Origin of the sequence: Amycolatopsis sp. NPDC050768 (assembly GCF_040654155.1) — a bacterium.
Lineage (GTDB): Bacteria > Actinomycetota > Actinomycetes > Mycobacteriales > Pseudonocardiaceae > Amycolatopsis.
On sequence record NZ_JBFAHL010000007.1, the window covers coordinates 441,934 to 455,463 of the forward strand.

The 13,530-nt window shown below is 69.8% G+C and carries 13 protein-coding genes; 2 read left to right on the forward strand and 11 right to left on the reverse strand.

From position 1 onward, the window contains the following. Positions 1 to 33 precede the first annotated feature (33 nt). Positions 34 to 606 carry a TetR/AcrR family transcriptional regulator gene (locus AB0H62_RS23275; RefSeq protein WP_220239619.1) on the reverse strand — a complete coding sequence of 191 codons (573 nt, stop codon included), beginning with the start codon at positions 604 to 606 and terminating at the stop codon, positions 34 to 36. Positions 607 to 684: 78 nt separating this feature from the next. Here AB0H62_RS23275 and AB0H62_RS23280 point away from each other — a divergent pair, with 78 nt between their 5' ends. Beyond that, complete coding sequence (locus tag AB0H62_RS23280) at positions 685 to 2,070, forward strand: cytochrome P450 (RefSeq protein WP_266118405.1); 1,386 nt, start codon at positions 685 to 687, stop codon at positions 2,068 to 2,070. A gap of 112 nt (positions 2,071 to 2,182) precedes the next feature. Here AB0H62_RS23280 and AB0H62_RS23285 read toward each other — a convergent pair whose 3' ends face one another. Further along, positions 2,183 to 2,722 (reverse strand): hypothetical protein, encoded by a 540-nt coding sequence (locus AB0H62_RS23285; protein WP_360588083.1) that lies wholly within the window; start codon positions 2,720 to 2,722, stop codon positions 2,183 to 2,185. A 245-nt stretch (positions 2,723 to 2,967) separates the two neighbouring features. On the opposite strand from AB0H62_RS23285, the gene AB0H62_RS23290 reads away from it, so the two are divergent. Beyond that, positions 2,968 to 4,038: a sodium:proton exchanger gene (locus AB0H62_RS23290; protein WP_360588085.1), complete on the forward strand. Its 1,071-nt coding sequence runs from the start codon at positions 2,968 to 2,970 to the stop codon at positions 4,036 to 4,038. Positions 4,039 to 4,041: 3 nt separating this feature from the next. Here AB0H62_RS23290 and pqqE read toward each other — a convergent pair whose 3' ends face one another. The 9 genes from pqqE to AB0H62_RS23335 all read right to left on the reverse strand — a co-directional run bounded on the left by pqqE (position 4,042) and on the right by AB0H62_RS23335 (position 13,484). Then, on the reverse strand, positions 4,042 to 5,136 hold the full coding sequence (gene pqqE, locus AB0H62_RS23295; protein WP_220239622.1) for a pyrroloquinoline quinone biosynthesis protein PqqE: 1,095 nt from the start codon (positions 5,134 to 5,136) through the stop codon (positions 4,042 to 4,044). Next, positions 5,129 to 5,422 (reverse strand): pyrroloquinoline quinone biosynthesis peptide chaperone PqqD, encoded by a 294-nt coding sequence (gene pqqD / locus AB0H62_RS23300; protein WP_220239623.1) that lies wholly within the window; start codon positions 5,420 to 5,422, stop codon positions 5,129 to 5,131. The genes pqqE and pqqD overlap by 8 nt, the downstream gene beginning before the upstream one ends. Positions 5,423 to 5,427: 5 nt before the next feature. After that, the gene (gene pqqC / locus AB0H62_RS23305) at positions 5,428 to 6,132 is read right to left on the reverse strand and encodes a pyrroloquinoline-quinone synthase PqqC (RefSeq protein ID WP_220239624.1); all 705 of its coding nucleotides are present in this window, start codon (positions 6,130 to 6,132) and stop codon (positions 5,428 to 5,430) included. 3 nt (positions 6,133 to 6,135) lie between these two features. Continuing rightward, positions 6,136 to 7,026: a pyrroloquinoline quinone biosynthesis protein PqqB gene (gene pqqB / locus AB0H62_RS23310; RefSeq protein ID WP_360588088.1), complete on the reverse strand. Its 891-nt coding sequence runs from the start codon at positions 7,024 to 7,026 to the stop codon at positions 6,136 to 6,138. Between the two features lie 72 nt (positions 7,027 to 7,098). After that, positions 7,099 to 7,194, reverse strand: a complete 96-nt coding sequence (pqqA, locus tag AB0H62_RS23315) for a pyrroloquinoline quinone precursor peptide PqqA (protein WP_220239625.1) — start codon at positions 7,192 to 7,194, stop codon at positions 7,099 to 7,101. Between the two features lie 45 nt (positions 7,195 to 7,239). Then, positions 7,240 to 8,946, reverse strand: a complete 1,707-nt coding sequence (locus AB0H62_RS23320; RefSeq protein WP_360588090.1) for a PQQ-dependent dehydrogenase, methanol/ethanol family — start codon at positions 8,944 to 8,946, stop codon at positions 7,240 to 7,242. A 13-nt stretch (positions 8,947 to 8,959) separates the two neighbouring features. Then, a complete protein-coding gene (locus tag AB0H62_RS23325; RefSeq protein ID WP_220239627.1) occupies positions 8,960 to 9,421 on the reverse strand; it encodes an MSMEG_3727 family PQQ-associated protein in 462 nt (153 codons plus the stop codon). Positions 9,422 to 9,774: 353 nt separating this feature from the next. Continuing rightward, the gene (gene katG / locus AB0H62_RS23330) at positions 9,775 to 12,027 is read right to left on the reverse strand and encodes a catalase/peroxidase HPI (protein WP_360588093.1); all 2,253 of its coding nucleotides are present in this window, start codon (positions 12,025 to 12,027) and stop codon (positions 9,775 to 9,777) included. Between the two features lie 62 nt (positions 12,028 to 12,089). Beyond that, on the reverse strand, positions 12,090 to 13,484 hold the full coding sequence (locus tag AB0H62_RS23335) for a LytTR family transcriptional regulator DNA-binding domain-containing protein (protein WP_360588095.1): 1,395 nt from the start codon (positions 13,482 to 13,484) through the stop codon (positions 12,090 to 12,092). Between the last annotated feature and the right edge of the window lie 46 nt (positions 13,485 to 13,530).

Below are 13,530 nucleotides of genomic sequence, written 5' to 3' on the forward strand. Positions count from 1 at the left end.
GAGATCATGACCACTGTGGACTGACCGCGAGCGTCACACGGTGACGTCGACCGCCGCGAAGAGTGTCCGGACGCAGATGTCGCGCAGCTCCTCGTGGGTGACCTTCGGCTGGTCCAGCCAGTCGAGGATCAGCGTGGAGACGAAGGCCAGCCAGCCGCGCACGGCCAGCCGCGTGGTCTCGGTGACCGGCCTCAGGAGGGCGAGCGCGGCCAGGATGCGTTCGGTGTTCGCGGCCATCCCGGCTTCGCGGATCTCCCTGATTTCGCGGTCGGCGTCGCCGGCGGAGCGGTGCACGATGCGGTAGCCGTCGGGGTGCGTGCGGGCGAACTCGAGGTAGACGTCCAGTCCGGCGCTCAGCTGCTCGCTGACCGGCAGCGCCGGGTCGGGCTCGCTCATCGCCAGGAGCTGGTCGCGCTGCCGGCGGACGATCTCGGCGAAGAAGTCCTTCTTCGTGGGGAAGTAGTGGTACAGCAGGCCGCGCGAGACCTGCGCGATCTCGGCGACCTCCTCGATCCACACGTTCTCGTACGGCCGGTTCGCGAACAGCCCGGCGCCGATGCCCAGGAGCTGCTCGCGCCGCTGCTGCGTGCTCAGCCGTGTCCGCATCACGCGAGCTTACTTGACACGGGTTCAGTAGCGGGGGATCGTGGCGTTATTGGATCTGGGTTCAATAGGGGAGCGAACGTGGACACCACCGGGATTCCGCACCGGCCGGGCCGACTGCCGGTGATCGGCGACTTGCTCGGGTCGAACCCGCGCACGCCGCTGCAGGACACCCTGCGCGTCGGGCAGCAGGTCGGGCCCATATTCACGCGCAAGATCTTCGGCTTCGAGATCGTCTTCGCCGGCGGCGTCGACGTGGTCACACAGCTCAACGACGAGACGAAGTTCGGCAAGCACGTCGGCCTCGGCATCGAGAACCTGCGCGCGGTGGCGGGCGACGGGCTGTTCACCGCCCACACGCACGAACCGAACTGGCGGCTGGCCCACGACATCCTGCAGCCGGCGTTCTCCGCCGAGGCCATGCGCCGCTACCACCCGGTGATGCTGGAGGTCGCGCACGAGCTCACGCACGCGTGGGACCGCGCGAGCGGCCCGGTCGACGTCGCCGCCGACATGACCCGTCTGACCTTGGAGACGATCGGGCGCGCCGGCTTCGGTTACCGGTTCGGCTCGTTCGAGCGCGCCGAGCCGCACCCGTTCGTCACGGCGATGATCCGCGCGCTGAGGTTCGCACAGCTGCAGAACGTGAAGCTCCCGTTCGTGCGACGCGCGTTCGCCGGGTCGCCCGCGCAGAACCAGGCCGACATCGCGACGATGAACAACCTCGTCGACGAGGTCATCGAGGCCCGGCGCCGCGAAGGTGGCGAGAGCCGCGACCTGCTCGGCCTCATGCTCACCGAAGGCCACCCGATGACGGGCGAGCGCCTCGACCCGGTGAACATCCGCAACCAGGCCATCACGTTCGTCGTCGCGGGCCACGAGACGACCTCCGGCGCGCTGTCGTTCGCGCTGTACTACTTCACGCGCAACCCCGACGTGCTGGCGAAGGCGCGCGCCGAGGTCGACGCGGTGTGGGGCGATCGAGAGCCGGGGTTCAGCGACGTCGCGAAGCTGCGTTACGTGCGCCGCGTGCTCGACGAGGCCATGCGGCTGTGGCCGACCGCTCCCGGCTACTCACGCGAGGCCCGCGAAGACGTGCTGCTCGGCGGGAAGTACCGGATGCGCAAGGGCGACTGGGTGATCGTGCCCCTGCCGCTGGTCCACCGCGACCCGGCGGTGTGGGGACCGGACCCGGAGAAGTTCGACCCGGACCGCTTCGAGCCGGCCGCGGTGAAGAAACGCCCGGCGCAGGCCTACAAACCCTTCGGCACGGGGGAACGCGCGTGCATCGGCCGGCAGTTCGCGCTGCACGAGGCGGTGCTCGCGTTGGGAATGGTGTTGCAGCGCTACGACTTCGAGGCTGATCCGGCGTACGAGCTGAAGATCGCCGAGTCGTTGACGCTCAAGCCGAGCGGCTTCACGGTTCGCCCACGGGCCCGAGCGCGTGCGGCGGTTCAGACGAGCTAGCCGACCATATCGGGGAAGTTCTCCGTGTAGCCGAGCAGCAGCAGGCGGCGCTCGGGCAGCAGTCCGGCCAGCTCGTCCCACGCGGCCACGCCGGGCGCGCCGTAGAGGTGCGTCAGATCGGCGACGACCGCCCGCGCCTCCTCGGTCGACGGGGCGGAGGCCCGTAGCCGTTCGGGATCCCCGCGATGACCAGGTCGTCGCGGCCCACCGGCCCCGCTGCACGAGCACGACGTCGTCCAGGAACCCGTCCGGCTTCCGGTTCACCGCGACCGAGCGCCGCGACGTCGACCTTGCCGCCCACGCGCTGCCCCGGCAGTTGCTCCCACTCCACCCTCGACCCGGGATCCTCGAGGGCGGCGGCGACGTGCGCCACCCGCGCGTCGTCCACCTTCCGCCGCACGGCAGGGTCCTCGTCGTCGGTGCCGTCGTCGAACCAGAGCCGATCGTCTTCCGTCGCGTGCACGCTCGTGTGCAAGCACTGGTCGACATCGTCGAGCGTGCACAGCATCCGCGCGGTCGGGTCTTCGCGGCGCAACTGCCCGAGCGCGGCGAGCACCTCGGCGAGCCCGCCGACCTCGTCCAGCCGGGCCACGGTGTTCGTGTCCACCCGCCCCCGAACCTCCTGGGCCGCGTCGTAGCGTGTCACTCGCATGGGCCGCATCCTGCCACCCGCGAACGCTTGTCCTGGCGGCACCGCCGACAATGCGCGCTGCCACAGGGGAAACCGGCGAATTCCACCGCTGAACGGGCAAATTGTTCGCCACAATTTCACGTGGGTGAGTCAGCGTAGCCGAATCGACGGCGACCTGCGACGATCGGATGCCTGGGGCAGTGACCGGCTGTCGGTCGACCCGAGCACTGACCTTTTCGGCCCCTTCGGAAAGGACTGCCGGTACTATGTCGATACTCATTTTCGTCGCCGGTGCGGCGTTGCTGATCTACAGCGCGGAGAAGCTGATCACCTACGTCGTCGGTGCGGCGGCCGGCCTGCGCGTCTCCGTGTTCTTGCTCGCGATCGTCTTCACCGGAATCGAATTCGACGACGTCGCGCTCGGAGTGGCGCTGAACGTCGAAGATCTCGGTGACGTCGCTCTCGGGACCGTATTCGGCACGGCGATCTCGATGATCGGAATAGTGCTGGCCCTCGCCGCGATCGTTTCGCCGACGAAGGTGAACATTCCGCGCCCGTACCTCGCGTTGTTCGCCGCCGCGCCGCTCGTGCTGATTCCCTTCATCGTCTTCGCGCCTCTCACCCCGATCTACGGCGTGGTGCTCGTGCTGCTGTTCGTGCTCTTCATCGGGTACGTGGCCACCCGGGAGCTCAAGCGGAGCACGCCGGTCTTCCGCAATGCGGAGATCCTCGAGAAGCTGGAGGTCGGGGCGGGCTCCACCGGAAGCACAACCCCAAGCACCTCGACGCAAGACCCCTTCGACGTGCCCACCGACAAGCCCCCGTTCGTCGTGACGATGCCCTTCAACAAAGAGCGCCCGATCCCCGGCTGGGTCGCGATCGCACTGGCCGTGCTCGCGCTGGTGGGCCTCGTCGCCGGCGCCGCCATCACCAGCTACGGCACCAAGGGCATCCTGGAGGACTACCACATCCAGGGTGCCCTCTTCGGTGCGACGATCGCCACGCTCGTGCTCACCCTCGAGGACATTTTCCTGACCGTCGAACCCACCCGCAAAGGCGCGCCCGAGCTCGGTGTCGGGAACGTCATCGGCAGCGTGGTCTTCGGCGTGACCGCGAAGCTCGGCATTGTCCTGCTCGCCGGCGGCAGCATCGACGTCGACGAGAACGTGCTCTCCTGGCACCTCCCGGTCCTCGTCGGCATGACCGCGCTCGCGGCGTACTTCCTCTACACTCGCCGGCTCAAGCGCTGGCACGGGTTCGTGCTGCTCGCGCTCTACATCGCCTACTGGGCCGTCAGCTTCGCCGTGTTCGGCGGAGCACCGATCGAAACGGATTGAGCGTCACACGCTGGAATGCCCGGCGCGGTGCGGACGGGGGATCAACGGAAGATCGGTCCGCGAATCGGCGTTCGCGGTCTCGACCACCCGGGCCACGAGATGGTGGTCGGGCGAGAGGTGGCAGACCGGGTCGGTGCGTGCCGCGTCGCCCGTGAGCTGGAACGCCTGGCAGCGGCACCCGCCGAAGTCGAGCTCCCGCCGATCGCAGCTGCGGCAGGGATCCGGCATCCAGTCCGTCCCCCGGAACGCGGTCATCACCGGGGCCTCGGCCCAGATCCGCTCCAACGGGTCCTCCCGCACGTTCGCCCGCGGCAACGGCAGGGACTGGGCGGCCGGGCATGGCAGGACGTCGCCGTTCGGTGTCACGGTCAGCTGCCGGGACGCCCATCCGCCCATGCACGGCTTCGGGTAGCGGCTGTAGTAGTCGGGCAGGACGTAGATGACGTCCATGCGGTCCCGCAGCCGCTCGCGGGCGGCCCGCACGACGAGCTCGGCCGCGTCGAGCTGGTCCCGGGTCGGCAGCAGTGCGGCCCGGTTGCGCAACGCCCAGCCGTAGTACTGGGTGTTGGCCAGCTCCACCCGATCGGCGCCCACCTGCTCGGCCAGCCCGAGCACGTCGGCGACGCGGTCGATGTTCTGCCGGTGCAGCACCACGTTCACGGTGAGCGGCCACCCCAGCTCCTTGACCACGCCCATGGCCTCGATCTTGCGCCCGAAGGACGGGGTCCCGGCGATGCGGTCGGACACCGCGGGTTCATCGGCCTGGACGCTGATCTGCACGTGGTCCAGACCGGCTGCCCGCAGCTGCTCCGCTCTCGGCCGCGAGAGCCCGAGGGCGCTGGTCACGAGGTTGGTGTAGAGGCCGAGCTCGTGGGCTTCCGCCACGATCTCCACCAGGTCGCGCCGCAGCAGCGGTTCCCCGCCGGACAGGTGACACTGCAGAACCCCGAGGTCCCGGGCTTCGAGCAGCACCCGCCGCCACTCGTCGGTGGTCAGCTCGTCGGTGTAGTCGGCCAGGTTCAGCGGGTTGGAGCAGTACGAGCAGGCCAGCGGGCAGCGGTAGGTCAGCTCGGCCAGCAGTCCGAAGGGGTTATCCATCGGCCGGCTCCACACAGCGCCGGGCGACGAGCCGGGTCAGGAACCGCTGCACCTCGTCCTCGGGGACGTTCTCGTACCGCTCACCCAGCTCGGCCACGATCTCGGCCACGGTGCGCTGCCCGTCGCACAGCTCGAGGATGGCCGCGCCGCTGCGGTTCAGCACCACCACGGTCTCGGGCAGCTGCAGGACGTGCTGCCGGCGGGCGGGGTTGAACGCCAACCGGACGTGGCGCGCCAGTCGTGGTCGGTCCGATGTGGACACTTCGCTGCGGGTCGTCGAGTCCATGGGGCTCACTCCGGGTAGGTTCGATCGATCGCGTCCATCAGGCTCCACAGGACATCGCACTTGAACGACAGCGCGTCGACGGCGCGGGCCTGGGACTCGGCGGACCGGCAGTGTGCGGTGACCACTTCGAGGGCGTGCTCGCAGTCGCGCGGAGCCTGCTCGAGGCGGGCGCGGAAGTAGGCGAGGCCCTCGGGGTCGATCCACGGGTACCACCGCTCGAACGCGGCCAGCCGCTCCGCCATCAGGTCGGGGGCGAACAGCTCGGTCAGCGACGACGCGACCGCCTCCACCCACGGGCGGGTCCGGGTGAAGTTCACGTAGGCGTCGACCGCGAACCGCACCCCCGGGACCAGGTGCCGGTGGTCCAGGACTTCCTCGCGGGTGAGGCCGGCGGCCTCGCCGAGGCGCAGCCACGCCTCGATGCCGCCCTCCCCGGGGTGGCGGCCGTCGTGGTCGACGATCCGGCGGATCCACCGGCGGCGGACTTCCAGGTCGGGACAGCCGGAGAGGATCGCCGCGTCTTTGCGGGGGATGTTCTCCTGGTAGTAGAACCGGTTGGCCACCCAGCCCCGGATCTGTCCGCGGCTCAGCCGGCCGGCGTTCATGCGGACGTGGAACGGGTGCTGGTCGTGGTACCGGCGCGAGTGGGCCCGCAACGTCTCGACGAACTCGTCGGTCGTCGCGGCGGTGGTCCCGGTTGTCGTTGTCATGCTTTACACCTCGACCTCGAGTCCGTCCACGGCCACCTCCATGCCGGCGGCCTCCACGAGGTGCCGCTCGGCCGTGTCTTCCAGCAGGATGGGATTGGTGTTGTTCATGTGCACGAAGATCACCCGCCCGACGTTCAGCGACGGGAGCCGGGCCAGCGTGCCGTCCGGGCCGTCGAGGGGCAGGTGGCCCATCTCGCGCGACGTCTTGCCGGCCAGGCCGAGCCGTACCAGTTCGTCGTCACGCCAGCAGGTTCCGTCGATCAGCAGGCATTCGCAGCCCGCGATCTCCGCACACAGCTCCGGCGTCAGCGCCTGCATCCCCGGCAGGTAGACCAGACGTCCTCCGCTGCGGTCGTCGGTCAGCCGGTAGCCCACCACACGACCGTGGTCCGCCCCGGGTCCGAACCGGTCCCGCTTGGCGGTGGGCACGTCGAACGCGCGGCACGACAGCCCGTCGGCCAGCGGCACGTCGGCCCCGGGGACCACCGCCCGCCATTCGACCGGGCAGTAGAGCTCGAGCGTGCGGAGCACCCCCGAGCCGTCGCGCAACGTCTTATGCACCGCCGGCGTGGCGTGCAGCCGCAGACCGCGGGCCTCGCGCAGCAACAGCAAGCCGAGGGTGTGGTCCAGTTCGGCATCGGTGAGCAGCACCGCTTCCAGCGGCGACGCGCGATCACCGTCGTGTGGCCGCAGCCCTGGGAACGCCTCGATCTGGGTGCGGACGTCGGGGGAGGCGTTGATCAGGAACCAGGATCGGCCCTCGGCGCTCACCGCGACCGAGGACTGGGTGCGCGCGTGCCCGGTCCCGGACCGGACGGCGGTGCAGACCGGGCAGCCGCAGTTCCACTGCGGGGAGCCGCCTCCCGCAGCCGAGCCCAGCACCCGCAGCCACATCCCGGCACTCCGTCCGTGGTCGTCCGAGCGGGCGGAGGGCGCCGGGCCGAAGCCCGGCGCCACCCACGTCCTCTAGTCGTCCAGCTGAGCGATGTACATGGTCACCTCGGGCGCGACTCCGATCTCGTCGAACTCGGGCGTCTCCCACACATCGAGTCGAGACTCCATGGACTCACCTCCTTTGCCCGGTTCTCGGCGGGTTCTTCTCGAGCGTCACGCGGGTTCCGGGAGAGCGAAGACGAACAGGGCGCTTCCGTGCCCCGCACCCAGCATGCCGGGGAGGAACCCCTCGGCCCACCCGCCCCAGCCGACCGGCACGGCGATGTACTGCCGCCCTTCGACCGTGTATGTGGTCGGGTTGCTGTGGTGGCCGCTTCCGCACTGGAACTGCCAGAGCAGCTCCCCGGAGCGCGCGTCGAGCGCGTTGAACTCGCCGGTGGCCTCGCCGGCGAACACCAGGTCGCCACCGGTGGCCAGCGTCGAGGCGCACATCGGGAGTTCGTTGCGCCAGCGCCACTTCTCCTCGCCGTTGCCGTCGAACGCGCTGATCGATCCGGCCATGTCCTCGGCGTCCACCTGAACCCCGGCGCCCCAATAGGGGATGCTCTCCTTGAACTCCCGGCGGCGCCGGGTGGCCGTGGCCCCCGTGTCCTGGACCGGGACGTAGAAGAGCTCGGTCTTCGGACTGTAGGACGCGTGCGTCCACTCCTTGGCGCCGGCCGGACCCGGGTAGAAGTGAACCGGTTCGCCCTCCTTCTCCGGGTACAGCTTGGCGGTGACCCGGCCGTCCCGCGTGACCGCGCCCCACGTGATGCGGTCCACGAACGGCGTGACCGACACCAGCTCACCATCGGTGCGATCGACGACGTAGAAGTAGCCGTTCTTGTCGAAGTGCCCGAGCAGCTTGCGGCCGTCCTTCTCGAACAGGATGTTCTCGGCGATGCTGTCGTAGTCCCACAGGTCGTGCGGCGTGCACTGGTGGTGCCAGCGGATCTGCCCGCTGTCCGCGTCGACGGCGACGATGCTGTCGGTGTAGAGGTTGTCGCCTTCCCGGACCTCGCCGTCGAAGTCGGGAGCCGGGTTGCCGGTGCCCACGTAGAGCAGGTTGGTCTCGGGGTCGAACGTGCTGGTGACCCAGCAGTTCGCGCCGCCGCGCGCCCAGGCCTCGCCGTCGGCGGGCCAGGTCTCCGAGCCGGGTTCTCCGGGCTTCGGCACCATGTAGCAGCGCCACTGGTGCTCGCCGGATTCGAGGTCGAACGCGTCCAGGTGACCGCGCACGCCGAACTCGCCGCCGGAACTGCCCACGATGACCATGTTCTTCACGATCAGCGGCGCGACGGTGGCGCTCTCACCGGCCCGCACGTCGCCGTACGTCTTGGCCCAGACCATTTTCCCGTTGGTCGCGTCGAGCGCGATGAGGCGGGCGTTCGCCGTGACGAAGAAGACCTTGCCCTGCGCCACCGCGCAGCCGCGGTTGACGTTCCCGCAGCACAGCGACACGTCGAACGGCACGGCGTGCTTGTACCGCCAGATCTCCACCCCCGTTTTCGCGTCCAGGGCCCAGATCCAGCCGTCCCAGCCGGTCAGGAACATGATCCCGTCGACGACGATGGGAGCGGCCTCGAACGAGTAGGTCGACGCGCCCGCGATCAGGCCGGTCGTCCCGGCCTGGAACACCCACGCGGGGACGAGCCGCTTGACGTTCTCCGTGTTGATCTGGTCCAGCGGGCTGTAGCGCTGCCCGTCGTAGGCGCCGTAGTAGGTCAGCCAGTTATGCGGTTCGTTGCGCGCGTTGAGGATGCGCTCGTAGGTCACCGCGGCCGTCACCGGCGGAGCGATCTCTCCGCCCGGCATCTTGCCACTCAGGTTTCCCTGGTCGATGGCCTCACCCGCGTCGACATAGTCTTCAGACGTCGTCATGGTCTCCTCCTCCCTACGGCTGCGGCTGGTCGGGTCGGTCCAGACGAGCCTCCGGCGGCGCGTCGCCCAGGACGACGATGGCCCCGGTCAGCCCCCGGCCCTCGTCGTTGCCGGTGGGCGAGCTGTACCAGTAGTAGCCCGGGCCGTCGAGGTTGAGCGTCGCCCGGCCACGCGAATGATTCACCAGCCAAATGAATTTCCGGTCGCCATTGCTCGGCAGGAGCGCGCAGTGGGTGTTCTTGTCGTCGTTGACGAGTTCGAGGTCGATATCCCCTCCGTGGGGCATCACGAGAATGGAGGGATCCCACATCAGCTCGTCCTCGTTGATGCGAATGGTGGCCTGCATACGGCCATCCGATCCTTCGCTGGCCCGCCCGATCTTTCCGGTGCCCAGCACGCGACCCAGTGTTGCGTGGTTCTGCACGTCCAGCCCGAGCTCTTTGAGCAAGTCGGTTCGCTCCGGCGCTGTTGTCATCGGCCTTCACCTTCCTCATCCCGATCGTCGTGCCGACTTCGCATCGGTCGCATCGAAGGTGCTCGGGCGCGGGGATGCGCATTTCCGCACGGAAATTCTGCGAAATCCGATCAATTTTCCCGCGTCGTCCGACGTCCGACTCAAAATCGGTGCTCAATAGGCACGCTACGCCGGAGAAAACACGCCGACAAGCACGCGGGGTGGGTGGACCGGCCCGCACCGTTCACCTCGAATCGACCACCGTTCGCACCCGGTTCGGCTCCGTTGGGCAAGGGGCGGATCATCCGAAACCCGTCCCGGGTGCGGCCGGTGGCGCCCGGTGAAAAACTCGGCCGGCCGAGGACGCGCCCCGATCACGACCGAAGGTCGTACCGGTCGAGATTCATGACTTTGTCCCACGCCGCAACGAAGTCACGCACGAAGTGCGCCCCCGCGTCGTCGCTCGCGTAGACCTCCGCGAGCGCCCGCAGCTCGGAGTTCGAACCGAACACGAGGTCGACGCGGCTCGCGGTCCACCTGACCTCGCCGGTGGTCCGGTCGCGGCCCTCGAAGCAGTCCGCGAGCGAACCGGACCCCGGCCTCGGCTGCCACGCCACCCCCGCGTCGAGGAGGTTCACGAAGAAGTCGTTGGTCAGCGACCCGGGCCGGGACGTGAAAACGCCCAGCGGCGACTGCCGGTGGTTCGCCCCGAGGACCCGCAGACCGCCCACGAGAACCGTCATCTCCGGCGCGCTCAGGCTCAGCAGGTTCGCCCGGTCGACGAGCTGGTGCTCCGGCGTGAGCCGGCCGCCGTTGCCCCGGTGGTTGCGGAACCCGTCCGCAGCCGGTTCGAGCGCGGCGAAGGACTCCACGTCGGTCCACTCCTGCGTCGCGTCCATCCGGCCCGGGGTGAACGGGACTTCGACGTCGTGGCCCGCGTTTCCGGCGGCCCGCTCGACGGCGGCGGCCCCGCCGAGCACGACGAGGTCGGCGAGCGAGATCTTCTTGGCCCCGTTTCGGGATTCGGTGAACGACTGCCGGATCTCCTCCAGGGAGCGCAGCACCCGTGCCAGCCGGTCGGGCTCGTTGACCGGCCAGCTCCGCTGCGGTTCGAGGCGGATGCGCGCCCCGTTCGCCCCGCCCCGCTTGTCGCTGACGCGGAACGTCGAGGCCGACGCCCAGGCCGTGGAGACGAGCTCGGAGACCGACAGCCCGGAGGCGAGGATCTCGCTCTTGAGCGCCGTGATGTCCGCCGCGGAGACGAGTTCGTGGTCCACCGCGGGAATCGGGTCTTGCCAGAGCAAGGTCTCGCGCGGGACCAGCGGCCCGAGGTAGCGCTGGATCGGGCCCAGGTCGAGGTGCGTCAGCTTGAACCACGCCCGGGCGAACGCGTCCGCGAGCAGGTCCGGGTTTTCCAGGAAACGCCGGGCGATCGGCTCGTAGACCGGGTCCGTCCGCAGCGCCAGGTCCGTCGTCAGGATCGTCGGGGCGTGCGTTTTCTCCGGGTCGTGGGCGTCGGGCACGGTGCCGGTTCCGCCGCCGCCTCGCGGGATCCACTGCCACAGACCGGCGGGGCTCAGCTCCAGGTCCCACTCGTAGCCGAACAGGGTTTCGAAGAAGCTGTTGTCCCACCTCGTCGGGGTGGGGGTCCACGTGCCCTCGAGCCCGCTGGAGATGGTGTCCGCGCCTTTGCCGGTGCCGTAACCGCTCCTCCAGCCCAGGCCCTGCTCCTCCACGGCCGCGCTTTCGGGTTCGGGGCCGAGGTAGGTGTCCGGCTCGGCGGCACCGTGGGTCTTGCCGAACGTGTGCCCGCCCGCGATCAGCGCGACGGTCTCCTCGTCGTTCATCGCCATTCGGCGGAACGTCTCGCGGATGTCGCGCGCGGCGGTGAGCGGGTCCGGGACGGTGTGGGGCCCCTCCGGATTGACGTAGATCAGGCCCATCTGGGCGGCCGCGAGCGGGTTCTCCAGCTCCCGGACGCCGCCGTGCCGCTCGTCGCCCAGCCAGACGTGCTCGGGACCCCAGTACACGTCGTCGTCGGACTCCCAGACGTCCGCCCGGCCGCCGGCGAAGCCGAAGGTGGCGAAGCCCATCGTCTCCAGGGCGCGGTTGCCGGCGAAGACCATCAGGTCGGCCCAGGAGATCTTGCGCCCGTACTTCTTCTTCACCGGCCAGAGCAGCCGGCGTGCCTTGTCGAGGTTGCGGTTGTCCGGCCAGCTGTTCTGCGGGGCGAAGCGCTGCATGCCCGTCGCCGCGCCGCCCCGGCCGTCGTCGATGCGGTACGTCCCGGCACAGTGCCAGACCATCCGGATCACGAGCGGGCCGTAGTGGCCGAAGTCGGCGGGCCACCACTCCTGCGAGGTCGTCAGCACCTCGTCGACGTCGTTCGCCAGGGCGCCGAGGTCGAGGGTCCGGAACTCGGCGGCGTAGTCGAAGTCCCGCCCGAAGGGGCCGGCCGCGGCGGGGTGTTTCCGGAGGATGCCCAGGTCGAGCCGGTTCGGCCACCAGTCGCGGTTGCTCGTGGGCGCGGCCGGGCGGTTGCCGAGGTTGGCCGAGGCGGGGAGGCCGAGGCCGCCCGCGCTCCGGTCGTTCGTCTCGCCGACAACGGCGTCGGGGCTGTCAGACACCGGTGAATCCTTCCGGGTGGTGCGGTGGTGAAGTGGTGCGGTGGTGCGGTGGTGCCGGGAGCTCAGAGGTCCAGCGCGCGGCGCACGGCCGGAGCGTTGCGGCGGGAGACCGGCACCATCGCGTTCGCCCCGTCGTCCATGACGAGCCGAAGCTCGCCCTTGTGCCCGCGCTCGATCTCCCGGATGCGGCTGAGGTTGACCACGTATCTGCGGTGCACCCGCAGGAAGCCCGCCTCCGCCAGTTCGGTGTCGAGCTTGTCCAGGCTCTGCGAAGCGGCCCGCAAGCGTCCCTGCGCGGTGGACAGCCACACGTCGTTACCCTCCGACTCCGCGAAGGAGACTTCCGGCAGGTGCAGCAGCACCATCCGGCTGTCCCGCATCCCGACCACCCGGCGCGGCCGCACACGAGGGCGTGCGGACGCCTCCCTCTGGGGCAGCTGCACGCCGTCGGAGATTCCGAACGAAACGAGATGCCCGATCAGCTGAGCGCAGGAGAAGACGGGCCGGATGCTGATCGCGGTCGGCTCGTCGGCCAGGTGGGTGAAGATCTGCGTCGAGCCGACCCAGTCGGGGTTGTGGGCGGCCTGCTTGCTGGCGTGCCGAGCGGCTGCGATCAGCTCCGGGAGCCCGGGGTTCCAGCGCAGCGTCGCGTCGATCGCCGGAGTCGACGCCGGGACGCCCATGAGCACGCTCGCCGTGTCGTCCGCGATCACCGCCTTGCCCGCGGTGTCGACCGCGGCGAGCGGGGTACGGGAGCGGGCACTCGCCTGGGTGAAGACCGCGACCAGCTCGGCTCCGCTGTCGCGGGCACGCCGCTTCAAGGCGCTCTGGGTCTTGGCGACCGCGTTCGCCAGCCACCCGCCCGCCGACGGGGGGAGCTGGCTGCGCCAGCACGAGAGGTTCAGACCCCCGATCGGCTCCCCGGTCACCACGTCGCGCACCGCGATGCCCGCGCCGACCCAGTTGTGGAACGCCTGGCACCAATGCTCCGCACCGCTGATCAGCACCGGGCCGTGCGCCTCGAGCGCCGTGCCCATGCCGTTCGTGCCCGCCGCGCATTCGGACCAGCAGAACCAGGGCGCCAGGTTGAGATCGGTGGCTCGGGCGAGCGTGGCCGGGTCGCCCCAGTCGCCCAGGATCCGGCCGGCCGCGTCGGTGACGGTGACGACGCCCGGCAGGCTCCCCATTTCATGGGCCACGGAGGCGGCGCGGAAACCCAGCTCGGCGAAGACGACATCGTGTTCGGGGTTGTGAGCACGCTCGGCGACGGCGACCGGAGCCTCGGTCAGGTGCGGATCCACGCGGTATTGCTCCCGGCACCGGTGCCAGGAGATCGCCACCACCGGCCGGACGCCGGGGACTTGGTCCTCGCCCTGGACGAACCGCTCCCACGCCGCGAAAACGGCGCCGCCGGCGGGGCTCGCCGCCTTCCCTTCGAACCGATGCGCATCGCCCATGGTGGGGACCCCCTCTGGTCCATCACCGACGCTCGACGGCAAGCCC

Bases quoted from the DNA above. Each gene is read 5' to 3' on its own strand.
- AB0H62_RS23275 (WP_220239619.1), bottom strand. From the start codon at position 606: ATGCGGACACGGCTGAGCACGCAGCAGCGGCGCGAGCAGCTCCTGGGC.
- AB0H62_RS23285 (WP_360588083.1), bottom strand. From the start codon at position 2,722: ATGCGAGTGACACGCTACGACGCGGCCCAGGAGGTTCGGGGGCGGGTG.
- AB0H62_RS23290 (WP_360588085.1), top strand. From the start codon at position 2,968: ATGTCGATACTCATTTTCGTCGCCGGTGCGGCGTTGCTGATCTACAGC.
- pqqE (WP_220239622.1), bottom strand. From the start codon at position 5,136: ATGGATAACCCCTTCGGACTGCTGGCCGAGCTGACCTACCGCTGCCCG.
- pqqD (WP_220239623.1), bottom strand. From the start codon at position 5,422: ATGGACTCGACGACCCGCAGCGAAGTGTCCACATCGGACCGACCACGA.
- pqqC (WP_220239624.1), bottom strand. From the start codon at position 6,132: ATGACAACGACAACCGGGACCACCGCCGCGACGACCGACGAGTTCGTC.
- pqqB (WP_360588088.1), bottom strand. From the start codon at position 7,026: ATGTGGCTGCGGGTGCTGGGCTCGGCTGCGGGAGGCGGCTCCCCGCAG.
- pqqA (WP_220239625.1), bottom strand. From the start codon at position 7,194: ATGGAGTCTCGACTCGATGTGTGGGAGACGCCCGAGTTCGACGAGATC.
- AB0H62_RS23320 (WP_360588090.1), bottom strand. From the start codon at position 8,946: ATGACGACGTCTGAAGACTATGTCGACGCGGGTGAGGCCATCGACCAG.
- AB0H62_RS23325 (WP_220239627.1), bottom strand. From the start codon at position 9,421: ATGACAACAGCGCCGGAGCGAACCGACTTGCTCAAAGAGCTCGGGCTG.
- AB0H62_RS23335 (WP_360588095.1), bottom strand. From the start codon at position 13,484: ATGGGCGATGCGCATCGGTTCGAAGGGAAGGCGGCGAGCCCCGCCGGC.